This is a genomic window from Marinobacter sp. MIT930201 (genome assembly GCF_047122665.1).
GTDB classification, from domain to species: domain Bacteria; phylum Pseudomonadota; class Gammaproteobacteria; order Pseudomonadales; family Oleiphilaceae; genus Marinobacter; species Marinobacter salarius.
In genome coordinates this window covers 1467493-1492891 of the sequence record NZ_CP138916.1, presented here as the reverse complement: position 1 = coordinate 1492891, position 25399 = coordinate 1467493, and the positions used below count along the sequence as shown (strand labels likewise).

19 protein-coding genes are annotated in these 25399 nt (G+C 58.3%); 10 read left to right on the top strand and 9 right to left on the bottom strand.

The features are described 5' to 3' along the window. Positions 1-60: 60 nt before the first annotated feature. The 3 genes from SIC19_RS06950 to pyrE form a co-directional block, all read right to left on the bottom strand. Positions 61-1539: an IS1182 family transposase gene (locus tag SIC19_RS06950; RefSeq protein WP_091644695.1), complete on the bottom strand. Its 1479-nt coding sequence runs from the start codon at positions 1537-1539 to the stop codon at positions 61-63. 130 nt (positions 1540-1669) lie between these two features. Continuing rightward, positions 1670-2317 carry a DUF4124 domain-containing protein gene (locus tag SIC19_RS06945; protein ID WP_036203157.1) on the bottom strand — a complete coding sequence of 216 codons (648 nt, stop codon included), beginning with the start codon at positions 2315-2317 and terminating at the stop codon, positions 1670-1672. 79 nt (positions 2318-2396) lie between these two features. Beyond that, complete coding sequence (pyrE, locus tag SIC19_RS06940) at positions 2397-3035, bottom strand: orotate phosphoribosyltransferase (RefSeq protein WP_075195032.1); 639 nt, start codon at positions 3033-3035, stop codon at positions 2397-2399. An 81-nt stretch (positions 3036-3116) separates the two neighbouring features. Here pyrE and SIC19_RS06935 point away from each other — a divergent pair, with 81 nt between their 5' ends. After that, on the top strand, positions 3117-3923 hold the full coding sequence (locus SIC19_RS06935; protein WP_036203162.1) for an exodeoxyribonuclease III: 807 nt from the start codon (positions 3117-3119) through the stop codon (positions 3921-3923). 144 nt (positions 3924-4067) lie between these two features. Here SIC19_RS06935 and rph read toward each other — a convergent pair whose 3' ends face one another. Next, positions 4068-4784, bottom strand: coding sequence for a ribonuclease PH (gene rph / locus SIC19_RS06930; RefSeq protein WP_127402121.1), 717 nt, complete (start codon positions 4782-4784; stop codon positions 4068-4070). Between the two features lie 162 nt (positions 4785-4946). On the opposite strand from rph, the gene SIC19_RS06925 reads away from it, so the two are divergent. The 6 genes from SIC19_RS06925 to ltrA all read left to right on the top strand — a co-directional run bounded on the left by SIC19_RS06925 (position 4947) and on the right by ltrA (position 11588). Next, positions 4947-5813: a YicC/YloC family endoribonuclease gene (locus SIC19_RS06925; RefSeq protein ID WP_036203167.1), complete on the top strand. Its 867-nt coding sequence runs from the start codon at positions 4947-4949 to the stop codon at positions 5811-5813. 118 nt (positions 5814-5931) lie between these two features. Next, the gene (gene gmk / locus SIC19_RS06920; protein ID WP_036203170.1) at positions 5932-6564 is read left to right on the top strand and encodes a guanylate kinase; all 633 of its coding nucleotides are present in this window, start codon (positions 5932-5934) and stop codon (positions 6562-6564) included. Between the two features lie 91 nt (positions 6565-6655). Next, positions 6656-6868 carry a DNA-directed RNA polymerase subunit omega gene (gene rpoZ, locus SIC19_RS06915; RefSeq protein ID WP_036203173.1) on the top strand — a complete coding sequence of 71 codons (213 nt, stop codon included), beginning with the start codon at positions 6656-6658 and terminating at the stop codon, positions 6866-6868. Positions 6869-7043: 175 nt separating this feature from the next. Then, a complete protein-coding gene (locus SIC19_RS06910; protein ID WP_091642245.1) occupies positions 7044-9191 on the top strand; it encodes a RelA/SpoT family protein in 2148 nt (715 codons plus the stop codon). Between the two features lie 103 nt (positions 9192-9294). Further along, entirely contained in the window at positions 9295-9681 is a 387-nt protein-coding gene (locus tag SIC19_RS06905; protein ID WP_036205609.1) for a RidA family protein, read from the top strand. Positions 9682-10196: 515 nt separating this feature from the next. Continuing rightward, positions 10197-11588, top strand: coding sequence for a group II intron reverse transcriptase/maturase (gene ltrA / locus SIC19_RS06900; RefSeq protein WP_412535594.1), 1392 nt, complete (start codon positions 10197-10199; stop codon positions 11586-11588). Between the two features lie 91 nt (positions 11589-11679). Here ltrA and SIC19_RS06895 read toward each other — a convergent pair whose 3' ends face one another. Next, a complete protein-coding gene (locus tag SIC19_RS06895) occupies positions 11680-12552 on the bottom strand; it encodes an NAD-dependent epimerase/dehydratase family protein (protein ID WP_075195722.1) in 873 nt (290 codons plus the stop codon). Between the two features lie 89 nt (positions 12553-12641). Between SIC19_RS06895 and SIC19_RS06890 the strand changes: the two genes are divergently transcribed. The 3 genes from SIC19_RS06890 to SIC19_RS06880 all read left to right on the top strand — a co-directional run bounded on the left by SIC19_RS06890 (position 12642) and on the right by SIC19_RS06880 (position 17179). Continuing rightward, complete coding sequence (locus SIC19_RS06890; protein ID WP_041332640.1) at positions 12642-13601, top strand: hydrogen peroxide-inducible genes activator; 960 nt, start codon at positions 12642-12644, stop codon at positions 13599-13601. Positions 13602-13609: 8 nt separating this feature from the next. After that, positions 13610-15685 (top strand): ATP-dependent DNA helicase RecG, encoded by a 2076-nt coding sequence (recG, locus tag SIC19_RS06885; protein ID WP_075195721.1) that lies wholly within the window; start codon positions 13610-13612, stop codon positions 15683-15685. Between the two features lie 129 nt (positions 15686-15814). After that, positions 15815-17179 carry an HDOD domain-containing protein gene (locus tag SIC19_RS06880; protein ID WP_036203187.1) on the top strand — a complete coding sequence of 455 codons (1365 nt, stop codon included), beginning with the start codon at positions 15815-15817 and terminating at the stop codon, positions 17177-17179. Positions 17180-17515: 336 nt separating this feature from the next. On the opposite strand, the gene SIC19_RS06875 is transcribed toward SIC19_RS06880, so the two are convergent. From SIC19_RS06875 to aupA, 4 genes are all read right to left on the bottom strand, one after another. Next, positions 17516-17977: a DUF2489 domain-containing protein gene (locus SIC19_RS06875; protein ID WP_036203189.1), complete on the bottom strand. Its 462-nt coding sequence runs from the start codon at positions 17975-17977 to the stop codon at positions 17516-17518. Positions 17978-17997: 20 nt separating this feature from the next. Next, positions 17998-20292, bottom strand: a complete 2295-nt coding sequence (locus tag SIC19_RS06870) for a molybdopterin-dependent oxidoreductase (protein ID WP_075195720.1) — start codon at positions 20290-20292, stop codon at positions 17998-18000. Positions 20293-20571: 279 nt separating this feature from the next. After that, a complete protein-coding gene (locus tag SIC19_RS06865) occupies positions 20572-23727 on the bottom strand; it encodes an Ig-like domain-containing protein (protein WP_151982875.1) in 3156 nt (1051 codons plus the stop codon). Positions 23728-23740: 13 nt separating this feature from the next. Further along, positions 23741-25078 (bottom strand): alkane uptake protein AupA, encoded by a 1338-nt coding sequence (gene aupA, locus SIC19_RS06860; RefSeq protein ID WP_269400246.1) that lies wholly within the window; start codon positions 25076-25078, stop codon positions 23741-23743. Between the last annotated feature and the right edge of the window lie 321 nt (positions 25079-25399).

The following is a 25399-nucleotide window of genomic DNA, read 5'->3' as shown; positions in this document are numbered from 1 at the left end:
ACCTCAGATTGCTGACGAACCCCGGTTTTCCGGGGTTCGTTGCATTTGGGTGTTTTAAATTCAATTGGCGATGGATTGAGCCCAATATTCCCGATCGGATTGCCAATACGCCAGACAAGCCATTTTCCGGGCCCATTTCCGAATTTGGCCCTGCAAGTCCGGCATCCCAAAGGATTTGAGCCATAAAAGACGCGCCAGGATCTGCGCGATCTTCTTCATATTCTGGGCAGCAGCGGCCAACAGGCATTGCTCACGCACCTTCGAGAGCCCTCGCAAGCGAGCGTAACGGTGACCATGCAACTGCTTGGCATCGGCGAACGACCGCTCCACGGTTTCCTGTCGTCGTTTGTAGAGTGCCTTGCCCCACGGGGTTAACCGGTAGCTGTCCGTTCGGTCCTTGCTGTCCTGCCAGACATGCCGGGTCAGTACTTTGACGTGGTTGGCGCTGCGCGTGCATTGACTCAGCAGCGGGCAGTCTTTGCAGTTCGTGGGGTTGGATTTGTACTCCCGGTAGCCAAGGCGATTGGTGGTGGCGTAGATCAGTTGCTGGCCTTGCGGACAGCGATAGCTGTTGGTCTCGGGGTCGTAAGTGAAGGCCCGTTTTGGAAGGTAGCCCTTGGGCTTGTTCGGCCGCCGGTAGCCCATCACCCCGTAAAGGCCCCGGTCTTCCAGCCCCTTACAGATGCCGGCGGTGTAGTAGCCCGCATCCAACCCCACGCCCCAGACATCGAAGCCAAAGCGCTCACATTGGCGATCCAGTCTGTCCAGATAAGGGCGGCTGTCATGCAGGTTGGCTGGCGTGGCGTAACTGTCCGTGATGATGGCGTTGCGACCATCAACGGTTCGGTGGTCCAGGTAGAAGAACCCCTTGGGCTTACCTTCCCGAACCATATAGCCACTGTCCGGATCGGTACGGCTGATCTTGGTGTCTTTGGTCTTCGGTGGCTGCTCGGACAGCTTCGATTTCAAAGGCTTTTTACCCTGAGCTTTGCGATCGCCCTCAATGGCATCTTCTAGGCTGTCCAGGTAGGCCGCCACCTTCTCCTCTGCCTGTTTCAGGTCGTACTTGTTCTTGTTGGCATTGGCCTTGAGGTGCGTGCTATCAGTGTAAAGCACTTCGCCACCCACCAGGTCATAGCCCATCGCCTGGAGCACGATCTCATCGAAAATCTCCTGATAGATGCGGCTGTCCTGGAACCGCCGCCGGCGGTTCTGGCTCAGGGTGGAAGCATCCGGAATCTTGTCTGTCAGGTTGAAGCGTAAGAACCAGCGATAGGCCACGTTGACCTGTATCTCCCGCACCAGCTGCCGCTCACTGCGAATGCCGAACAGATAGCCGAGAAACAGCATCTTGAACAGCACCACCGGATCCAGTGCCGGACGACCGTTATTGGAGCAGTACAGGTGTCGAACCCGGTCACGGATAAATTCGAAATCGATGTACTGATCAATGTTGCGAAGAAGGTGGTTGTCGGGGACCAACGATTCGAGACTGACCATCTCGAGTTCGTGTTGTTGCGGGGACGGCTCTTTGAGCATGGGGCAGCCTCTGAAAAGTCGATACCCCAATTACAGCAAACCCCCGCCAAAATGGCGAGGGTTTGTCAGCAATCTGAGGTCACCGTGAGGTGACCTTTTTTGTGCCTGATTGTTCGAGTCGTGTGGTTTATTATTCTTCCAGGTCGTCCGGGTCCAGCGGAAGCGTTCTTTCCTCGCCTGTAATCTCTTCCAGCCGTTCGATATCGGCTTCGAAACGTTCCCGCAGGGCTTTTATATTGGCGTTCTGCGAGTTGATTTCCCGTTCGATGTCACGAATCTGGGCTTCCAGTCGCCGTATTTTTTCCAGTGTCGCTTCGGGGATGTCGCGACCGGATCGCTCCAGGTCTGCAGCCCGGCTCTGTTCGCTGTCCAGTTGGCTGACGATCACCGAAATGTTGCCTCGCTTGAGCTGATTCAGCCCCTGCAGCTCACGTATCTTGCGGTGCATGGCGCGCACGGCTTCGTCTGGGTGGCTGTAGCGCTCCAGAAGCTTGCGATCGAGCTCCCGCTGTCGTTCCGCTTCGGCCTGGCGTTTTTCCTCGGCTTCCCTGGCGGCAATTTCCTCTTCGGTGGGTTCCGGATCGATCGTTTCAATTACCCGACCGTTCTTGCTGAGAATGTCGTAGCCCCGTCTGGATGCTTCCTGGGGGATGGTACTGCTGATGACAATCTGACCGTTTTCATCGGTATAACGATACATCCTTGCCTCTACGATAGAGGCAGACATCAGCGCAGCCGCAGCAGATACAGCGATTGAAAACCTGGTCAGACGATTCATGGTGAGAGACTGGCGCTCCGCTTGAAACAATGTATGTCAGGAAGCATACCAAAAGCTGAACGATAAACCATGCCCGGATTCAGACTCCGTACTCGTCCCGATATGCGGCGACTTTGTCAGCATGTTCTGAAAAGCCGGGCCTGCTTTGCAGGTAGGCAAGCACCTGCTCAAGCTTGATAATACTGACCACAGGAATGCCGAACTCCTCTTTGACTTCCTGGATGGCGGAGAGTTCGCCAGCGCCTCGCTCCTGGCGATCCAGGGCAATGAGTACGCCTGCGGGCTCCGCCCCTGAGGTGCGGATCAGCTCCATGGATTCCCGGATAGCCGTGCCAGCGGTAATAACGTCATCAACAATCAGAACCTTGCCTTCCAGGGGGGCGCCCACGATATTGCCACCCTCGCCGTGATCCTTCTTTTCTTTTCGGTTGAAGGCGAATGGTTTGTTGTTACCCTCGGCGGCCAGGGCCATGGCGGTGACCGTCGCCAACGGTATGCCCTTATAGGCAGGCCCGAAAATAATGTCATAATCCAGCCCACTACGCTGGAGTGCTGCGGCATAGGCCTTGCTTAACTCAAGCAGATCCTCCCCGGTATTGAACAGCCCCGCATTGAAGAAATAGGGGCTGGTGCGGCCGGATTTAAGCGTAAACTCTCCGAAACGGAGCACGTTGCGGCGGATGGCGAACTCAATGAACTGTTGCTGATAGTCGTGCATGACAAGGCTTCTGGCGGGTTTGGATCTTTAATTAACGCGTAAAACCGGTATCATACACACAAACCGAATCAGGGAACACGTATGCGGGTAGTAACAATCAGCGTCAACGGTCTGGCCCAGGCTGTTGAAAAAGGCTTCTTTGAATGGCTGGCCAGGCAGGACGCTGACGTGGTTTGCGTTCAGGACCACCGCATGCGGGCTTACGAGGTCGAGGATTTCAACCTGATCCCGGACGGCTATGAGGCCTACTTTATTGATGGCGAGCGTAACGAGGATGGGGGCGTTGGTATCTATACCCGCCATTTCCCGAAGGCCATTATGTACGGTTTCGCCAATGAGCAGGCAGATCGCGAAGGCCGTTTCATTCAGGCGGATTTTGACAAGGTATCTGTCGCCTGCGTTCTCTCTCCCTGCGCACTTGGCCGCGAAGAAGAATTGATTGGCGAGGACGACCTGACGGTTCTGGATCACAAGGACGACTTCATGGAAGCCTTTGGCCTCCATATGCAGAAAACCCTGCGCAAGCGCCGTCAGTTTATTTTCTGCGCCAACCTGCAAACCGCCCATCACGTAACTGACGCCAGCCCGCTGTACCACAAACTGGATTTTTCCGGCTTCCTGCCCCATGAGCGGGCATGGCTGGACCGTTTGTTTGATGAAATGGGCTGTGTTGATGCATTCCGCGATATCAACAAGCAGAGCAACCAGTATACCTGGTGGCCAGAGCAGGCTGAAGGGTCCCGCAAGAGCGCAGGTATCCGGGTGGACTATCAGCTACTGACGCCGGGTATCCGCAAGACCATTCAGGATGGCTGGATTGACGACAGTACCCGTTTCTCCGATCACGCGCCGGTGATCATGGATTACGACATCGGAATCGGTTTCTAGGATTGGAGTAAGCGGTCTCGGGAAGATGGGCCTTCCCGGACACGCTACAAGCACATCCCTGTGCGCTCGACTCCGGCCGTCCCTGGCCGGAGACGGTCCGGGAAGGCCCATCTTCCCAAGCCCGCCGAACCTCGGAGTTAACGGCTACTGAGCCAAAGCCGCTTTCTGTGCCTCAAACAGCTGTCCAATACCCAGCTTGGCCAGCTTCAACATGCCGTCCAGCTCTTCCTGTTCAAACGGCGCGCCCTCGGCCGTCCCCTGAATTTCAATGAAACCACCCTGATCCGTCATGATCACGTTCATGTCGGTTTCGGCCTCGGAATCCTCCGGGTAATCCAGGTCCAATACCGGTGTGCCTTTGTAAACGCCCACAGAAAACGCTGCAATCATCTGCTTCAGCGGCGATTTTTTCAGCCGGCCTTCTTTCACCAGATGGTTCAGCGCATCCACAAGCGCCACGCAGCCACCGGTAATCGCAGCGGTGCGGGTGCCACCGTCGGCCTGGATGACATCGCAGTCGATGGTGATGGAATGCTCGCCCAAGGCGCTCAGGTCAACCGCTGCGCGCAGGGAACGGCCGATCAGGCGCTGGATTTCCACGGTGCGGCCGCCCTGCTTGCCGCGGGCAGCTTCCCGCCCCATGCGGCTGCCGGTGGAACGGGGTAGCATGCCATACTCGGCCGTAATCCAGCCTTTGCCTTCGCCCCGCAGGAAAGGGGGGACCTTGTTTTCAACAGAGGCGGTGCAGATCACCTTGGTGTCGCCAAATTCCACCAGCACGGAACCCTCGGCGTGGCGGGTGTATTGACGGGTGATGCGAATGTCTCGTGATTGTTCCGGCGTTCTTCCGCTCGGTCTCATAATCGTTCCTGGTATCAGTGGTGAGTGTCCGGGGAGAATCCCCGGTCGATTGCAAAGTCGAAAGATTGCGGAGTATAACACGCAGTCTGCGGCGTCTGTTCGATGTTGGGGCGGCCAGCCTGCTAAACTTGAAACCTGCTTCTTCGCAAACGTGGAGTCACCATGATCAGAAGTATGACGGCCTTCGCCCGCCAGGATACCCAGGAAGACTGGGGAACGCTCACCTGTGAAATTCGCACGGTTAACCACCGGTACCTGGAGCCGTCCTTTCGCTTGCCCGAAGCGCTCCGGGAGCTGGAGAACAGTTTCCGTGAGCAACTGCGCAAGCAATTGCGGCGCGGCAAGGTAGACGTGGCCATTCGTCTTCAGGCCAATGAATCGGCAACCCAGGGCTTCGAGATCGACGAAGATGTGGCAAACGCTGTCAATGAGGCGGCCAACCACATCAACAGGATGCTGGACAACCCGGCCCACATTAGCGCACTGGATATACTCCGTTGGCCGGGAGTGCTGGCCTCCACTGAACAGGATTTTGGCCCCGCCAGGAAAGCGGCTGGCGAACTATTCGAGCGTACTGTGAGTGAATTGGTGACGGTCAGGGAGCGGGAAGGTGAACGCCTGCGGCCGCTGTTTGAAGACAGGCTCACCACCATGGGTGAGCGGGTGACTGAGGTTCGGGAGCGAATGCCGGAACTGATTCGTGCCCAGGAAGAGCATCTGAAAAACCGCTTTGAGCAGGCGAAGGTGGAGCTTGACCCGGATCGCGTGGCCCAGGAAATGGTGATGCTGGCCCAGAAAAGCGATGTCGCCGAAGAGCTGGATCGCTTGGAAGCCCATATCACCGAGGTGTCGGACACTCTGCAGTCCGACGATGCCATCGGTCGCCGTTTGGATTTCCTGATGCAGGAGCTCAACCGCGAGGCCAATACGCTCAGCAGCAAAAGCATCGATGCCCGGGTGACAAGGGCAGCGGTTGACCTGAAAGTGTTGATAGAGCAAATGCGGGAGCAGGTCCAGAACCTGGAGTAACCTCACTTGGATGCGGGGGCGGCGCAAACGCCGTATAATTCCGCCCTCGTTATTGTGGTGGCGCCGGGGTTGTTCCGCGCCAACTGAAAGCCCGTCAATGCCCGGAGTTGTTAGTCCCATGAGCCAGGAATCAGAACAAGGCACGCTGTATGTGATTTCCGCCCCCTCGGGAGCCGGTAAGACCAGCCTGGTGGCTCAAATGCTGAAGCAGGACGAAAAGCTGGGTGTTTCCGTGTCCCATACAACCCGGCCTATGCGGAAGGGGGAGCAGGATGGCGTCAACTACCACTTTGTCACCCGGGAGGCCTTCGAGGCGATGATCAGCCGGGGCGACTTCCTGGAGCATGCGGATGTCTTCGGGAACTACTACGGCACCTCCCAGGTCTGGGTGAAGCAAACACTGGCCACGGGTCAGGATGTAATCCTGGAAATTGATTGGCAGGGTGCGGAGCAGGTCCGCCACCTGATGCCAGACTGTGTCAGCATCTTCATCGTGCCACCGTCTCCGGAGGCCTTGAAAGACCGCCTGACTGGCCGGGGCACAGACGCACCGGAGGTGGTGGCGCGTCGCCTCAATGAGGCGGCGGATGAATGCAGCCACGCGGTGGAATTCGATTATCTGGTGGTTAACGATGATTTCGACACTGCGCTGGACGACCTGCTGGCGATTGTTCGTTGCCATCGTCTGCGCATGCAGGCCCAGCAGGTCAGGCATTCCGGGCTATTGGTCAGACTGTCCGAGCGCCATTGATCGGCGCACATTGCCTGTATACAAATTGAACCGGCCGCAGTAAACTACGCGGTCTGCTGAAATCAGTCATTTTGCTATTGTCGGGGAAGTTATGGCACGAGTTACCGTTGAAGATTGCCTTGAACACGTTGATAACCGCTTCCAGCTGGTTATGCTGGCCACCAAGCGTGCCCGCCAGATCGCAACCAAAGGTTTCGAGCCGCTGGTCGCCGAAGAGAACGACAAGCCTACCGTTATCGCCCTGCGTGAAATCGCGGAAGGCAAGATCTCCCGCGATCTCCTCACTGAGGATGACGACGAATAAGGTTGAATGTGGCCGAAGACGGGAATATTTTCTGGTTACCCGTCCAAAGCATTGAAATCTGTTCTTGCGGTTTTATAGTGTATCTATAGGCATGACTGGAAGAACGTCGGAAGGACCCGAATGCTTGCATTCGGGTTTTTTTATCCCTGGCATTTATGATCCCCACGGAGGCGCGGTGTCGGCAGAGGCAACGGTTGATGTGCTGGCCAATGAACTCAGCACGTATCTTGACACCAATCGCATCAATCAGGTGCGAAGAGCCTACTATTATGCCGAACAGGCCCACGAAGGGCAGATGCGCAAAAGCGGCGATCGCTATATTACCCATCCCCTGGCGGTTGCTCGAATCCTTGCTGGCCTGAAACTGGATCACCAGAGCCTGATGGCGGCCATGCTCCACGATGTCATCGAAGATACCGGCATCCCCAAGGATGCGCTGTCGGAGCAGTTTGGCGAGGATGTGGCTGAACTCGTAGACGGCGTCAGCAAGCTCACTCAGATTGAGTTCCGTTCCCGCGCCGAGGCCCAGGCCGAAAACTTCCAGAAAATGACGCTTGCCATGGCACGGGATATCCGCGTGATCCTGGTCAAACTGGCGGACCGCCTGCACAACATGCGCACCCTGGGCCCGATGCCTTATGAGAAGCGCCAGCGCATCGCCAACGAAACCCTGGATATCTACGCCCCGATTGCCAATCGCCTGGGTATGCACTCCATTTGCACCGAACTGGAAGATCTGGGGTTCTCTTCACTGTACCCGATGCGGTCAAAGTACATTTCCAAGGCGGTCGCAAAGCTTCGGGGCAGCCACCGGGAAATCATTGACGATATCCGTGGCAAATTGCAGGAGAAACTGGAAGAGCGAAGCCTGCCCGGCCGCATCCTGGGCCGGGAAAAGCATTTGAACAGCATCTACAACAAGATGAAGTTCAAGCAGAAATCCTTCCACGAAATCATGGATGTGTACGCGTTCCGCATCATCACCGACACCGAGGACGACTGCTATCGCATCCTCGGCGCCGTACACAGCCTCTACAAGCCGCTGCCGGGCCGTTTCAAGGACTACATTGCCATGCCCAAGGCCAATGGCTATCAGTCCCTGCACACCACTCTGTTCGGCATGCATGTGAATATTGAAATCCAGATCCGCACCGAGGAAATGGAGCACATCGCCAACAACGGTATTGCGGCCCACTGGATGTACAAGAACGAGCCCTCCAGTGTGACCAGCGTCAACCAGACACGGGTGGACCGTTGGGTGAAGGGCCTGATGGAGATGCGTGAGCGCGCGGACGATTCCCTGGAATTCATCGAACACGTGAAAGTCGACCTGTTCCCGGACGAGATCTACGTGTTCACGCCCAAGGGCAAAATCATGGAATTGCCCAGCGGAGCGACCCCCGTCGACTTTGCTTACGCCATCCATACGGACATCGGTAATGCCTGCGTGGCCTGCCGTATCAACCGCAACCTCGGATCCCTGAGCCAGCCGCTGCAAAGTGGCCAGACCGTTGAAATCATTACCGCACCCGGAGCACGGCCTAATCCCGCCTGGCTCAGTTTCGTGGTAACCGGTAAGGCTCGCAGCAGTATTCGTCATGTGCTCAAGAACCAGAAGCGTGCCGAATCCCTGGACCTGGGCAAAACCCTGTTGAAGAAATCCCTCAAAGGGTTTGGTACCAGCCTGTCCGAGATCAACGAGCATCAGATCCAGGCGGTGGTCCGCCACAACCAGGTGGACAGTTTCGAGGATCTGGTCAGCGATATTGGTCTGGGCAATCGCATGGCTTATCTCGTGGCGCGCCAGTTGGTCAGCGGCAGTACAGACGATGAGGCATCGGACGTGGCATCCGCGACAATCATGGACAAGGCCGATAACAGCCCGGTTACCATTCGTGGCACCGAAGGCTTGCTGGTTCGGTTTGCCAGCTGTTGCAAGCCGATTCCAGGTGACCCGGTGGTCGGTGCCATGGACTCTGGCAATGGCATGGTGATCCACTCGGATACCTGCTCACGGTTGCCAGAGGACGATGAAGGCAGGGCGCGCCTCACTCATTTGAAGTGGGCCAAGGACATTGCCAACGAGTTCTCCGTTGAACTTCGAGTGGAGCTTGAACGCCAGCGTGGGGTCATTGCAGAGCTTGCCAACGCGGTTGCCATGGCGGATGGCAATATCGAGCGCATCAACGTGGAAGAGCAGAACGCCAAGCTGGGCATTGTCAGCCTTGTGGTGCATGTGAACGGTCGCCGGCATCTTGCCAGGGTGATGCGGCGGATCAGGAATATTCGCGCTGTCACCCATATCAACCGGGTAAGGCACTGACGCAACCGTGGTGCAATGGGCCAGAGCCGCGACGTTTGGCCTGTTGACACGCCTGCCACCCAGAGGTGAGGATTGGCGTTTTGATAAAGAGGACCCCAAGGTCATGACCAACAAATCCGTAATACAGACTGATAACGCGCCACAGGCCATCGGCACATACTCCCAGGCAGTGAAAGCCGGGGACACCGTGTACCTGTCGGGGCAGATTCCGCTGGTGCCGGAAACCATGGAAGTGGTCGCGGGTGATTTCGCCGCCAAGACCCGCCAGGTGTTCGAAAACCTTAAAGCCGTCTGCGAGGCCAGTGGCGGCGAGCTCAAGGACATCGTTAAGCTCAACATCTACATGACGGATCTGAGCAACTTTGCGACGGTGAACGAAATCATGGCCACCTATTTTCAGGAGCCGTACCCGGCGCGTGCCGCCGTGGGTGTCGCGGCGTTGCCCAAGGGTGTCCCGGTTGAGATGGAAGCGGTGATGGTGCTGAGCTGATACTCGTTCAAGCAAACACCGAAGGCGGCCCATGGGCCGCCTTTTTCGTTGTGCGCCAGGCATGGCGCGTAGCGCCTTGACGGGCGCTGTTCCGGTACAGGTGGTGCTGGCCGGATGACTTGGGGGTGCAAGTCCCCTGTGGACCCGGCAAGGGGAACCACTAGCCGGACGGCAAGGGTGTCCATCGTGAGATGGAATCTGAAGGAAGCCGCAGGCAAAGCACTGGCCTGACGAACAGAAATCGCATATGAGGCGGTCACACCGGGTAAGGCGTCAACTATCGTCAAAGCCCTGTACTTGCACGGAAGGTGTGGACGTAAATGCGGCGGGCATAAGTGTGAAGGTCACGCGTCTTACCCTGGGAAGTCTGGTTCTCTGCCGCTGTGCTACTCACTTCGCGAGAGGTGGGGATGGGGAGCCAGAACTCAGCCGAGGCCATAGTAGGTGCGTCACCGCGTACGGAAGGGCCGAACATGGTTGGCCGTTAGTAGGCGATGAGTTCTCGTAGTGTGCTTATGAAGACAGAAGCGACCCGGATGGGGCAGGGCATTCAGGAAGGCGCTGGACGGTATCCGGCAGAGACTGAAGTCCGTGTCGAGGCAGACGCGGGGGCTCACTCGTGGACGAACGCGGAGCCGAACACGCTGATGGAACAGGTGCTTGAGCGCCCGAACCTGATGCGTGCGTATCAGCGGGTGGTATCCAATAAGGGTGCCGCCGGTGTCGATCAGATGCCGGTGATGGCCCTGAAGGGCCACCTGCAACAGCATTGGCCAACGCTGCGCGAGCGGCTGTTGGCCGGAGACTACCATCCTCAACCGGTCCGCCGGGTCAGTATCCCCAAGCCGCAAGGCGGGGAGCGGACACTGGGTATCCCAACGGTGCAGGACCGCCTGATCCAACAAGCCCTTCACCAGGTGCTGAGCCCGACGCTGGAACCGACCTTCTCGGATCACAGCTATGGGTTCCGCCCCGGTCGAAGTGCCCACCAGGCGGTCAAGGCGATGCAGCAACACATCAACGACGGCCACCGCTGGGTGGTCGATCTGGATCTGGCCCAGTTCTTTGACCGGGTCAACCACGATGTGCTGATGAGCCTGCTGGCTTGTCGCATAGCCGACCGGCGGATACTCACCCTGATCCGGCGTTACCTGCAAGCCGGCATGCTCGAAGGAGGACTGGTCAGCCCGAGACGGGAAGGCACGCCGCAAGGCGGCCCCCTGTCGCCCTTGCTCTCTAACGTGCTCCTGACCGAACTGGATCGGGAGCTGGAGCGGCGGGGACACCGGTTCTGCCGCTATGCGGACGACTGCAACATTTACGTCAGCAGCAAAAGATCCGGCGAACGGGTGATGGCCAGTATTACCCACTTCCTGGAAACGCGCTTGCGCCTGAAGGTGAATACGGTGAAAAGCGCCGTGGACCGCCCCTGGCGTCGGAGCTTTCTGGGTTACAGCGTGAGCTGGCATAAACGTCAGGTCCGGTTGAGAGTCGCGCCCAAAAGCCTGAAGGCCTTCATGGCCAAGCTTCGCCCCCTGCTGAAACGGTCACGGGGACAGTCGTTGACGACCACCATCCGGAACCTGAACCCGGTGCTGAGAGGCTGGGCAAATTACTATCGCCTGACCGCCTCGAAGCGTTCGGTCGAAGCCCTGGATGGCTGGATAAGACGGCGGCTTCGCCTGATCCTGTGGCAGCAGTGGAAGCGGACCCGCACGCGGGCCCGCAACCTGGTACGGCTAGGCTTGACTGAGATAAGGGCTTGGAGGAGCGCGACCAATGGTCGTGGACCCTGGTGGAACAGCGGTGCGTCTCATATGAACGCGGCCCTGCCTAAGAGGGTATTCGACCGTCTGTCTCTGGTAAGCTTGCTGGATACGATGACTCGGCTTCAGAGCCGACCATGAACCGCCGTGGTACGGAACCGTATGCCCGGTGGTGTGAGAGGACGGGGGAGATAACTCCCCCTCCTACTCGATGGTAGGGGGCTCGCCAGGCCTACCGGGTTTTTTCGGCAATCATCTCCTGGTAGCCCACCCGGAAGTCCGGATAGCGGAAATGGAAACCAGAGTCCAGCAGCCGCTGGTTGTTGCAGCGTTTGCTCCCTGCGCGACCACCCTGGCGGGCGTCGGGGCCAGGCTTGGCACAGGGTAGTTGTTCACGCACCCACGCCACCACCTCATCCAGTCGCACAGGCTCGCAATCACTGGCAAGGTAGCAGTCTTCAAGTGGTTGGCCGGCGAGTGCCCGCTCCACGATATGGCAGGTGGCCGCGGCCGCATCCGCTTCGTGGATACGATTGCTGTAGGGGCCGGGAGAGGTCGGGTTCATGTTGCCGTTCATCACGGCATCGAGGAAGCGCGCCCGCGACGGGCCGTAGATGCCACTGAAACGGATTACGGTTGCCGGACTACCGCTCTCCAGGGCGACCCTCTCACCCGCGAGTATCGCCTGGCCACTGTATCGGGTGGGGTCGGTTGGGCTGGTCTCATCCACCCAGGAATCGTCGTCCTGAGCGTAGACACTGCTGCTACCGATAAACACCAGCCGCGTGAGCTGGCGCCCGTCCAGTGCGTCGATCAGGTTCCGCAGGCCCTTTACGTAGGCATTGTGATAGCCCTCGTTGTCGTAGCTTGCTGGCGTGAGGCAATAAACCACAATGTCGAGGTTGTCCGGCAGTACTGAACGCACCTGCTCCGGCACCATGAGGTCCGCCCCCAGCGCCTGGATGCCCTCCGGGACCTTGTCCGGACTGCGCCGTAGGCCGTATACCTGCGCCGTTCCGGTAAGCTGAGAGGCAATGGCGCCACCGAGCTTGCCACAGCCCGCAACCAGTATTCTTGGCGTTTGTTGGTGCTCAGTGATTGCCATAGACAATATCAATCCTTATGCTTTGGCTAATAAATTAACGGAACGTTTGTACGATCCCTGACCTGGACGAATTCTGACCGGAGCCCGCCATGACTCTGACCGAGTTAAGATACGTTGTTACCCTTGCCCGGGAAAGGCATTTTGGCCGTGCCGCCGAGCGCTGTCATGTCAGTCAGCCGACCTTGAGTGTGGCCGTCAAGAAACTGGAGGACGAACTCGGTATACCCTTGTTTGAGCGTAGCAAAAACAGTATCCGGGTCACCGAAACGGGCAAGCGTATCATCGACCAGGCCCAACGGGTCCTGGATCAGGTGGGTGTTATCCGTGACATGGCTCAGGATGGCAAGAACCAGCTCAATGCCCCCCTTAAGGTGGGTGCCATCTACACCATCGGCCCCTACCTGTTCCCACACCTGCTGCCGGAGCTGCGCCGCGCGGCGCCTGACATGCCGCTCTACATTGAGGAAAACTACACCGCCACACTGCGGCAGAAACTGCGCCAGTCAGAACTGGACGCCATCATCATCGCACTGCCGTTTGAAGAGCCGGAGGTCGTTACCCTGCCGCTCTACGACGAGCCTTTCGTGGTGCTGCTGCCGGGAGGTCATCCACTGACCAAGCGTGACAGCCTGACCGCCGAGGAGTTGGCGAAGGAACAGTTGCTGCTGCTTGGCCCCGGCCACTGTTTCCGTGACCAGGTGCTGGAATCCTGCCCGCCGTTGGTGGATGCGGTCACCCGTAATCCGAGTGCTGCGGCGCCGTCACTGGTGACTGAAGGCAGCTCTCTGGAGACCATACGTCACATGGTCGCCTCTGGTTTGGGTATCACCGTTTTGCCTTTGTCCGCTGCAACGGCGATGCAGTATGACGAGAGCATACTTGCGGTCAGGCCTTTTGCGGCGCCAGTACCCTATCGCACGGTGGCGTTGGCCTGGCGGGTCACTTTCCCACGACCAAAGGCGATTGATGTGCTGTCGCTGGCGGCCAGCCAGTGTCGGGTAATTGAGAAAGCGAAGATTGAAACCCCGGCTGCGGCCGCAACCGCCTGAGCCAGGCCATGATGTCACTGGACGACATTGCCGTTACCACCCTGAAGGGCGTCGGTAATGCCCTGGCCGACAAGCTGTCGAAGCTGGGCATCCGTTCGCTGCAGGATTTGCTGTTCCATCTTCCCCATCGATACGAGGATCGCACACGCATTGTCTCCATGGGCAACCTGCGCATTGGCGACGTCGGGGTGGTGGAAGGCGAGGTGATGAAAACCGATCTGGTGATGGGCCGGCGCCGAAGCCTGCAGGTGACCCTGAAGGATCACAGTGGCTTCGTGGTCATGCGTTTCTTCCATTTCAATGCCGCCCAGAAGAACCAACTCACGGAAGGCGCGAGGGTGCGTTGTTTCGGCGAAGTTCGGCCGGGGCGGGCCGGTTACGAATTCTACCACCCTGAATACCAGGTCAATCCGCCGCCGATGCCCGCGCAGGGTGAGGCCACGCTAACGCCCGTTTATCCCCTGACAGAAGGCATTCAGCAGCCGCGAGTGCGCGCTCTGTGCCAGCAGGCGCTGGGCTACCTCAAACGTTACCCGATCCGTGACTGGTTGCCGGAAGAACTGCTCGCCAGTTACCAGTTGCCGGGTATCACCGAAGCGGTCGAGCTGGTGCATTCGCCGCCGGCCAATGCGCCGGTTCATCTGTTGATGGAGGGGCGGCACCCGGCCCAACAGCGACTGGTTATGGAAGAGCTGCTGGCCCACCAGCTAAGCCTTTTGCAGGTACGGCAACAGGTTCAGGCCCGGGAAGCGCTGCCGTTACTGCCAACCGGTGATCTGCCGGAACGTTTTCTTGATCTGCTTCCGTTCAGCCTTACCGGGGCACAGCGACAGGTTATGACCGAGATCCGCCAGGATCTCAGCCAGCCGGTACCCATGTTGCGGTTGGTGCAGGGAGACGTGGGGTCTGGTAAAACCGTGGTGGCGGCGCTGGCAGCACTGCAGACCATTGGTGCTGGCGCCCAGGTGGCGCTGATGGCGCCCACGGAAATACTGGCGGAACAGCACTACCAGAATTTCCGCGGCTGGCTGGAGCCGCTTGGCATCCAGTTGGCGTGGCTGTCGGGAAAGATTAAGGGCAAGGCACGAAAGGAAACTCTGGAGGCCGTTGGCAGTGGCGAAGCCACCGTGGTGATAGGTACCCATGCCCTGTTCCAGGAAGATGTTGCGTTCAGTCGCCTGGCACTGGTGATTGTGGACGAACAACACCGTTTTGGCGTGCATCAGCGGCTGGCCCTGCGGGAGAAGGGCGTCGGCGGCACCATGGCGCCACACCAGTTGATTATGACAGCGACCCCGATTCCGCGTACGCTGGCCATGAGCGCCTATGCGGACCTGGATACGTCGGTGATTGATGAGCTGCCCCCCGGCCGCAAGCCTATCGAAACCATCGCCATTCCCGACAGCCGGCGTGACGATGTGACCGATAGGGTACGAAAGGCCTGCAAGGAAGGCCGGCAGGCATACTGGGTGTGCACGCTGATTGAGGAGTCAGAAGCGCTGCAGTGCCAGGCGGCGGAAGTGACTGCGCAGGAGCTGGCGGAACGTCTGCCAGATCTGAAGGTGGGGCTTGTTCATGGTCGCCTCAAGGCGGCCGAAAAAGCAGCGGTCATGGAACAGTTCAAGAACGGCGAGCTCGACCTTCTGGTCGCGACCACCGTAATTGAAGTGGGGGTGGATGTGCCCAATGCCTCGCTGATTATCATCGAGAATCCGGAGCGCCTGGGCCTGGCGCAGTTGCACCAGTTGCGGGGCAGGGTTGGCCGGGGCGAAGAGGCCAGTTTTTGCGTGTTGATGTACCATCCACCATTATCGCTGAATGGCAAGGCGCGTTTGCAGGCCCTGCGCGACAGTCAGGACGGTTTTGTGATTGCCGAGAAAGACCTGGAAATACGCGGGCCAGGAGAAGTGTTAGGCACCCGCCAGACCGGTATGATGCAGTTCCGGCTGGCAGACTTTGAACGGGACAAGGGCTGGATCGAGCCAATCCGTGAAATGGCGCCGCCGCTGATGCAGCAGCCGGCGTTGGTGAACGGTTTGATTCGCCGTTGGTTGGGGGAACGAATTCGTTACGGCGACGTGTAACTGCGCCGCGCCGGTAGAAAAAATCGTGTGAAAACCCACCTGATGTCAAAGTTGGGTCGCTGTTTGTGCCCTATACTGAGTGAAACCAATGTGTCCAACGGGGCACCGTCTACATTTTGGGAGAAACTTATGGAGCTACCTGTCGTAGTCAGGCAGGCGTTGGGTGAGTCTGCTGCCGGCGTTTCCCTTAGGGATGTGAGCCAGGCCCGGGACGACGAACTGTTGCGAATGGTGTTGCTCACGGATGAGGAGGGGAATCTCCAGGCCATTTGCCGCGAGGGTGACCTGCTCGATATCAGTGCCCTGAACAAACAATTGGGGCGAGATCTGCGGGTGATGAAGCGACGGGAGCAGGTCCGGGTTCGTGAGCGCTCTGGCCTGACCGAGCTGCCCGCCTTACCGTCTCTGACCGGCTGGCCCACGATTGTGGACGCGCGGGTGGATGAGTTGGCGTCCGTGGCATTGGTCCTGGGCGAGCAGAATCTTTGTATGGTCATGCCCGGCGACGAGTTCCGGGGAATCACCGTCGCGGCCGACCGCCATTCGTTTTCGGTGGCGCGGGATACCATTGCCGTGAATCTCAACAGCCCGGAAAAAGACCGGGACCAGCTGCATTCCGCCATTCGACGGTTTACCTCGCTGCGCATTCAGCAGCGCCTGGAAGACACTCTTGAGTTGCCTCCTCTACCCGAGACCGCCCAGCGCATTATTCACCTGCGGGTGAACCCCAATGCTGTGATGGGGGATCTGGTGGATGTCGTGGAAAGTGACCCCAGCCTGGCGGCTCAGGTGGTCAGTTGGGCGTCCTCGTCCTTTTATGCGGCGGCGGGGCAGGTGCGTTCTGTGCACGACGCGGTCTCTCGGATTCTGGGCTTCGACCTGGTGATGAACCTAGCCATGGGCCTGTCTCTGGGGCGTGCCCTGAAGCAGCCCCAGGATCATCCGGAAGGCTATGTGGATTACTGGCAACAGGCGATATGGCAGGCTCAGTCGGCCGGTATCCTGGCCAGCATGATGCCTCGTGGCGAACGTCCTATCTTTGGTCTTGCGTACCTGGGGGGGTTGTTGCACAACTTTGGCTACCTGGTGCTGGCACAGGTGTTTCCTCCCCATTTCAAGTTGGTGTGCCGGTCGCTGGAAGCCAACCCCCATCTCGACTCCTCAATGATTGAGCATTATCTGCTGGGCGTGACCCGGGAGCAGATTGCGGCGGAACTGATGCAGAACTGGGGTATGCCCGACGAGGTCTGTCTGGCAATCCGAAACCAGAAGAATCCTGGTTACGACGGCCCTCACGCGGTATACAGCAAACTGCTCTGGCTGAGTCGGCAACTGCTGACCAAGCGCGGTGTTGCGTTGGGTGCGGGGGAAGAGGTGTCGGACGCGTTCTACGAATCGCTCGGTCTGAACAGGGAAAAGGTGGAAGCGCAGTTTGATGAACTGGTAGGAAACAAGGACAGCATTATGGCGATGGCGGGGATGATGAATCAGTAGGTCCTCTCTACCGCCAAACCTCTCTAGTTTAGCCCCGCAAAAAAGCCGGCCCGAAGGCCGGCAAGCTCACCCGCTTGTTGCAGATCAAACCAAACGTGTTCAGGAGAAAACAACGTGAGCAGTTGCAGGGTCGGTAGTGGCAACGTGCTTTTTTAAACTTAGCCAATATGGAGTGAAATAAAAGCTGGCTACGTTGGTGTTTGGTGAATGAGCCGGGCGTCATAATTTCGTGACATCTGAAGAGATTGATTTGTAAAGCTAATCAAACCTTCAGTGATGAAATTCGATTACAAACTGTTACAAAATACTGGAGCGTCAGACTCATATTGGTAAGGGTCAGGCCTGGAACGGATGGTGTCGAATGGCCGTTGCGGCGCGGCGAATGGCGTCGGCGTGCTCCTTTTCGACTGCCAGGCGCTCGCGGTCCATCTTTTCCACGAAGCGGGCATCTGTTTCCTGGCGGGCGCGATGGGTCGGCATGTGCTGGATCTGCTCATGCACTTCCTGGAACACCCGGAAAGGAGACTGGTCCAGCAACTCCGGTGCCACGTGGTCCAATAGGCCCTTGATTCGCAGACAGGCTTCGGAGTATTCAACCTGATTCTCTTCCACCGCCATGGCCAATACCCGGATACTTTCAATCATGCTGTCGCGGCGTTCCTTCTGGAAAGACTCTGCTTTCTCCTGCCGCCTCCTGCTGTCCTGCAGGGCACGGGACTGGCGGCCGATAAACGCGACAAGCAGCGCGATGGCCAGCAGGCCGGCAATAATCAGTGTCCATTGAAGCCACGGCGGCATAGAAGTCTCCCTTGAGAATGTCAGGCCTGTTTACGCTGGCGGTCCGCACGCCAGACTTTTACAGACACGGTCTGCCCATTAAGTACGGACGTGCCAACAAGCGGATCAATCTCCTGATCGCTCAACACGTCGTTTATGCTGGCGCCAGCGTGGGCAACCGCCACACTCTGCCCGGTACCCTTCCGATGGTGGCCCCAGCCATGGGGTACTGAAACCACGCCCGCCATCACATCCTCGGTGATCTCCACCGGCAATACGATCTGCCCGGAGGTGGAGCCAATCTCGGCGGAATCACCAGCCTGAAGGCCACAGCGAGCAGCATCTTTCGGATGGATCATCAGGGTACAGCGGTCTTTGCCTTTCACCAACCGCTGGCTGTTGTGCATCCAGGAATTATTGCTGCGAACGTGCCGGCGCCCGATCAGTAGCAGACCGTCGGAGGCCGGTGCCGTGAGTAAGGTATGGAGCCGCCCCAGATCCTGTAAGTAGCGGCGTGGGGCGAGGTTTACCTTGCCGTCGCGGGTAAACAACCTGCCGGGCATGCATGGGCGAAGTGGCCCGAGATCCACACCGTTGGGTAGTTCCTTAAGGGCGCTGATGGACAGCCCCTTGGGCAGGTCCTGCCAGTGGCGGTTCAGTGGGCTCATTTTTGCCAGACCCCGCAGGGGATGGCGCTCCGGAAGTATATCCATCACCAGGTCGATGGCGGGCTGGACCAGGCCGCGTGCAGGACCGATGTCGGTTCCGTAGGGCCCGGCCCGCAACATAAGATCAAGGATCGGGTCCGGCCCGATCTGTTTGAACGCACGCCAACCCATCTCGGAACGCAGGGGCAGGCGGCCACCTTTTCGCTTCTTCTCCAGACGGTGGGCCAGTTCCAGCAGTATCTGCCAGTCGTGGCGGGCGTCTTTGCCCGCATCGAACAGGGCAGGGCTGTATTTGGCGGTGTTGCGAACGGCAAACATGTTGAAGATCAGGTCGTAGTGGCTGCGTTCAAGCCCGGCGGTGGGAGGCAGTATGACGTCCGCATGACGGGTGGTTTCATTGAGGTAGTAATCCACCGACACCATGAAATCGAGGCCGCCGAAGGCCTCGTCGAGCCGTCCACCGTTGGGGCTTGAAAGCACCGGGTTGCCCGCCACCGTCACGAATGCCCGTATCTGGCCCTCGCCCGGCGTGAGAATCTCATCGGCAATGGTGCTTGAAGGGTATTCGCCGGCAAACTCAGGCAGTTTTTTCACCCGGCTGAACCGCTTGCCGAAATGGCCCTTCTGGCCGGACATGCCACCGAGTGCGATCAGATCAATCGCGGGTTGCGTGAACATCATGCCGCCAGTGCTGTCCAGCTTCCCGGTCAGGATATTGAGCACGTAGGCAAGCCAGGTCGCAACGCCGCCAAAGGCCTGGGTACTGGTGCCCATGCGAGTGTACAGCGCAGCCCTCGGTGTTGTGGCCAGTTGCCGCGCGAGGTTGCGGATATCAGCAGCCGGCATGCCCGTCTGTTCGCTGACGGCTTCGGGGGTGAAGCCCATTGCGGCCAGCCGGACCAAGTCTACGTCTTTCGTCCATTGTTCTGCATGGCCGAGGTTCACCAGGTCTTCTTCAAACAGGGTGTGCACCATGGCCATTAACAGCAGGGCATCGGTGCCAGGGCGAATGAAGTGGAACTCGTCGGCCAGTTTGCCGGTCTCTGTGCGGCGTGGGTCCACGACCACCATCCTGCCGCCACGGCCCTTGAGTGCCTTGAGTCGCCCACGGAAGTCCGGCACGGTCATCAGGCTGCCGTTGGAGGCCATCGGATTGGCGCCAATGCAGATGAACAGGTCGGTGCGGTCGATGTCCGGTATCGGGAAGAGAATCTGGTGCCCGAACATTTCCAGGCTGGCCAGCATGTGGGGCAATTGGTCGTTGGAGGTGGCGGAGAACCGGTTCTGGGTACCCAGGGCCCGGAGGAATGGCATGGTAGCCACCAGCGAGCCGTGATTGTGTACGTTGGGGTTGCCGAGGTAAGCGCCAATACTGTTGCGGCCGTGCTCTTTGCGTACCCGGTGCAGTCGGCTGGCCACCAGGTCAAAGGCTTCGTCCCACTCCATTTCCTGCCAGCCGTCGGTGGTGCGCCGTACCGGTTTGCGCAGGCGCTCCGGGTCTTCGTGGAGGTCCTGGAGGGCGACGGCCTTGGGGCAGATGTGGCCATGGCTCAGCGGATCGTCCTCGTCGCCCTTGATGGAGGCGACGTGGCCATCCCTGACCTCGATGGCCACGCCGCACATGGCTTCACACAGATGGCAGGTACGGTAGTGGGTGCCGTTTTCCATGGGGTCTCTCCAAACTGGTTGTTATTGTTCTGAGCATGGCCAAGCAGGGACGGTATTCCGAAACACGCTTTGAATACGTCCCTGTAACGCTCGGGCTCCGCCATCCATGGCTCCGCACGGTTTCGGAACACCGTCCCCGCTTGGCCCCGGACTTCGGAGTTGGTTTCAACAGGCAACCAGATTAGCAGGAAACGCAGGAGAGTGGAAAACCGGTTTATGGCCTTTCCGGCCACAAAAAAGGCCAGCCCGAGGGCTGGCCATAAGTAGCGGAGCCTGAAGTTAGTACTCTGCTGGAATTTCCTTGATGGGGTTGGACAGGAAGTTCAGGTAAACGCCGCCAGCTGGAATTTCCAGAGGAATGTTCCCCAAGCTTTCTATGTTGACTGTCAGCGGCACACGATTGGTGTTTCTTTGCTCTATTTGCATCCTGCCATCATCAAAGAAATTGATGTCGCCTTTCAGTTCAAGAGTGAACGGTTTGCTGTACAGGTCGTGTGGTCCGCCAATGGGGGGTTCCAGCAGCGGGGCGTCGAGCTGAAGGCGGGCTTCGGTTCTGAACTCGGTCTGGCCATCATCATTCTCGACAATAACGCCTTCCACCAAGCCTTGTGGATTGTCCTCGGAAGTTTCCGTGTTGTATCGCATCCGAAGGATCTGTGGGCCTGTCGGTTCTTCCAGCGTGATTAAGCCGATAATCCGCAGGTAAACCGAGGTAGAGGTTGTCGCGAGCATGGTTGGGTATAAGAGTACCCTTACACCGGTCTGCTCTCCTGAGTCCGGATCGATGTAGGGGCCGATAACCTCTGTATTCAGTCCATAGGTCTGATAGATGAATTTATTCTCTGGGCATTCATCACCGTTGGTCGGGCACCCGACTCTTGCCGGAGTGGACATTAGCAGTATTGTTGCGTTGCCTGCTGATTTCAGTTTTGCGGCATTGGCGGACGGCAGGAACTCGCTGGCATCGTTTGGATCCACTTCATGATCGAATGGCTCCAGGCAGTCCTGGGAACCCAGCGCGTCGCAGTCAACCACATAGTTCGAGTTTGTATCCCGAATCGGCAGGTTCCGTAAGGGAGTGAATACTGTATCTAGCGCTTCACCACCTCGGAAGTAAATGTCCATATTTGGCCCGCCAACATCTTCAGGGTTTACCAGGAGATCGGTTTGCAGGGCAAGGCCGTTGGCACCGCAGATGAAATCCTCGGTTCCGGTCTGGCATTGGCCTCCGGAAGTGGATTTCATGCGATAACGATACAGGCTATCGATTTCCCAGGGCTCGTCCGGGTAAAACCGAATCCGTTGATTGTTCTTCTCCAGCCGGCCGGATACCGCTTCAATTGCAGCGCCGCTCTCGTCCACTCTCTCAACCACAAACGTCTCGCCGCTGCGGATGGAGTCCAGATCCATGGACTGGGAGAACACGACCACGATGGGGCGGTCCGTAGGCATGGTAGTTACCGGCAACTCGTCCCCGCGAGGACCATTAGGTGCGTTATCCACACACTGCCCATGGCTATCTTGGCTTAGGTTGACCCCGGTGGTGACGCATGGGTAACCGGGATAGGTTGTCAGCGCCAGAGGTGACCTCTGTGGGACTGAACCGCCGCCAATGTCAGGGAGGGCGAAGCTGAGGTTCTGCGGTGTGACACCATTGCCTGCAAGGTCGGTCAACGCGTTGCCAATCTGCACGGTGTAATCAACACCATGCTCCAGGCCTCCGACCGGGTTCAGTACCAGGGCGGTTCCGTCGAGTTTGGCGTCCAGTGTGTTGTCGCCAACCGTCAGCGGTGTGCCTGCCGCGTCCAGCACAATGCCATCGGCGATGGTATCGGCGTCCAGCGGTTCGTCAAAATTCAGTACGATCGGGTCGCCAGGGCGCTGCATCTGATCACGATCACCCGGGAAGGCATCGTCCGGTCCTGGCATCCAGCTCACTAACTGTGGGCCGGTGTTGTCCGCCAGTTCTTCGTCCCGTTGTTCGGCGGCATCCAGTGCGGACTCGGAATCCGTCGCGGCTTCGATGCGAAACGCAATGGTGGCATCGGTGAATTCCTGGCCCAGCAGGTTGGGTTCCACCATGCCGATGGCGTCGATGGTCAGAACGCCGTCTTCCACGATCGCGATGCCGGTCAGCTCCACCCCAAGCAGGTCCTGGGATAACGAAGCATTGGGCTGCGCCTCTTCCGTGTTCATGGCAACATCCATGAACAGTTTGACGTGGCGCGGCGCGTTCATGTTATCCGTGTAGGGGTTTGGCATCAGGTAACCGGTGGCGTCCGACAACATGGTCACCTTGATGTCACCGGTTTTCTGGATGTTTCCGGTTGCCGGATCTATAACCGGTACCTCACCGTTGACACGGACATCCAGGCTGCTGCTGGTCAGCACGCTGCCTTTCGGAACTCGCAGTGGCAGGGGCTCATCCGCCGTAAATGCCGGTGCGTAAGCGAGCTCTGCAAACAGATCGCCGGTTTGCTGGGACGGCCCGGCATTGCCCTGCAGTACGGAGTTCAGAGTAATTCCGTTGATGATTTGCCCGTTTAGCCGAGACTTGCGGGTGTTCTCAGCACTCTCGCCGGCGTTCAGACCGGAATCCACCACTTGCTGGGACAGAACAACGGTTGGGCCGGTGTCGCGTGGGGTGATAGTTTCGCTGAAGTCGTCCAGCGTGCCGCCATGGAGACTCGGCAGGTTGCGGACTGACACGGTGTAGGTCTTGCCCGAGGTGAGTATGTCCTCCTCGCGGCCACAGCGCTCTTTCGAGTCTGCAAGGCAGGGGTCGATGGTGATGTCCCGGCCTTTCACAAGAACGGTGGCCGGCACCACGTTCGCGTTGCTGTCAGTGATTTCAATGACACCACCGAGTGCCTTCCAGTCCGGGTGTACGGTCTGGGTCATTTGCAGTCGGAACGTTGAGAAGTTCATGGGCTGGAATACATTGCCCCCGGAGGGAATCATTTCCGCAACTGTGAACTCGGGGCTCAGGTTGTCCAGCCCGGCGATGCCGCTGAATGCACCCCGTGTTGAAAACTGCACGCCCTCCGGGCCAAAAGCATTGGGGGTCGGAATCGTACGGCCGCCTTCCGCCTGCAATGCCTCGGTAAACTCAATGGTGTAGTCGGCGCCCGGGCTGAGTTCGCCCTGTGGCGACAATGTCAGACTGCGCCCACCATCCACGCTTTCGGCCGTGAAGCTCAGGTCGGTGCTACCATCGGTGATGCGGATTTTGCTGGCAACATCGTTGTCAGACAGCGCATGGGAGAAGCGCAGCACCATGTCGGCCTTGGGGCTAACGTTGCTCTGGCCATCCGCCGGGTAGGAGTAAACCACCTCTCCCGGAGTTGTCGGCTCGTCGATGGTCTGTTCATCACCCCCGCCGCATGCTGCCAGGAACATCGCGGGAATCAGTGCCAATGTATTGTTGTGTTTCATGGCAAACCTCTCCTCAGAACTTCAGGGTGATGGAGCCGCTGATAACGTGAACGTCACCGTCGGCGGTTGCCTGCTGTTCGTTACCGTCATAGTCGACGATGGTGAAATCCCGGTCCTGCAGCTGCTGATATTGGTAACCGATATCCAGCCGTACCGGGTAGGCCAGCACACGGGTGCGTTCATAGGTTGCACTGATGCCTAGCCCGGCCACGATCTTGTCGGTGTCCAGATAGTTCAGCTCCGGGTTGCGGGTGGTTTTGAGGGGAGACTCCTCATACGCCAGCCCGCCCCGGACGGCAAAGTGACGGCTGAGCTGGTATTCAGCGCCGATGCGAGGCACCAGGATGTCATCAAAACGGATGCGATTGGCTGCGCTGACATTCTCCTGATCCTTGATTGTGTCGCCGGCGAACTCGTCTTCCAGTTCAGACCAGTTCTGCTGCTCAATGCTGCCGCCGATGCGCCAGCCGTCACCCTTGTACTGGGTGCCGATGGCAAAGGTTTCCGGTTGGAAGGAATCGATAGTAGCCACCGCAAGGCTCAGGCCCGGGTCGGGGATGGTCTGTGTAACGATAATGTTGGAGTCTACAGACGTCGAAGCGGATGACTTGGTGCGATAGGTGATCGCGCTTTCCCAGCCGTCGAGGAAACAGTCACTGTCCGGACAGAAAGTATCGCCCCACTTGATGGTGGTGCCAAGGATGGACTTCAGCGAGGGCTCGGCGTTAACCGCCAGTCGCTCGCGGCTGGTTTCACCGCCAAGTGTTGAAACGGCATCCAGTTGAGCGGCTGCTTCCAGAGTGACACGCACCGAAAAACCGCCTGAGATGCCCCGCCAGAGGGGGGTGGCACCACCAATGTTCAGGAACAGGGGTTCCTTGCCATATTGCAGGTATTGCCCGGTTTCGGAGGTTTCCGAGGAGAATGCCAGCATTTCCTTACCATACTTCTCAACGCCTGCGATGAAGCCCAGGTAAATCGGGTGATCGAAGCGGGTCAGGGACGCCAGGTTGGTTTTCATGCCGATCAGGACGTGCTGGCTCGGCGAATCCGAAATGATATCGCCGTCTGCATCGGAACGGCTGGAGCGCAATTCCTGCTCCGCGTGAAGGATGCCGCCGGTCAGCTCGCCACGCTCGTCACTGGTCAGATAGGACGGATTGTAATAGGTGGCTGACACCTGCTCGTTGAACATCGACAGGGACTGTGCGGTAGCCACGTCCACGGGCATCACGCCATAGGTTGTACCGATATTGCCCATACTGGCAGAGGCATTCAATGAAAAACCGGCCGAGGCGGCTGCAACGGCGAATGTCATCGCACGCAGGGAAAAGCGGGAGGTTGAAACCATGAAACACACTCCATTTGTTTGTCTTTGTTATGGACCTTTGCCGTGCCCCCGGAGTCGGGTAACAGGGCTGGCAATTATTGTTGGTACATTTGTTCGAAAAGCAGTGTAGTGCTCTTGTCTTATCGGGACGTTGGCTTCTTTGACAGCTTTTGGTGTCGAAACGACCACCCTCTAGTTAAAGATGGTTTAAAAATGAAGGAAATACAGAGCCTTATCAGGCCGGAAGGTGTTTATTTCTGTAACGAAGAGTTGTGAACTGTTTCAGGTTTTCTGCGGGCATAAAAAAGGCTCCCTTCCGGGAGCCTTTGAATACTGCGCTAA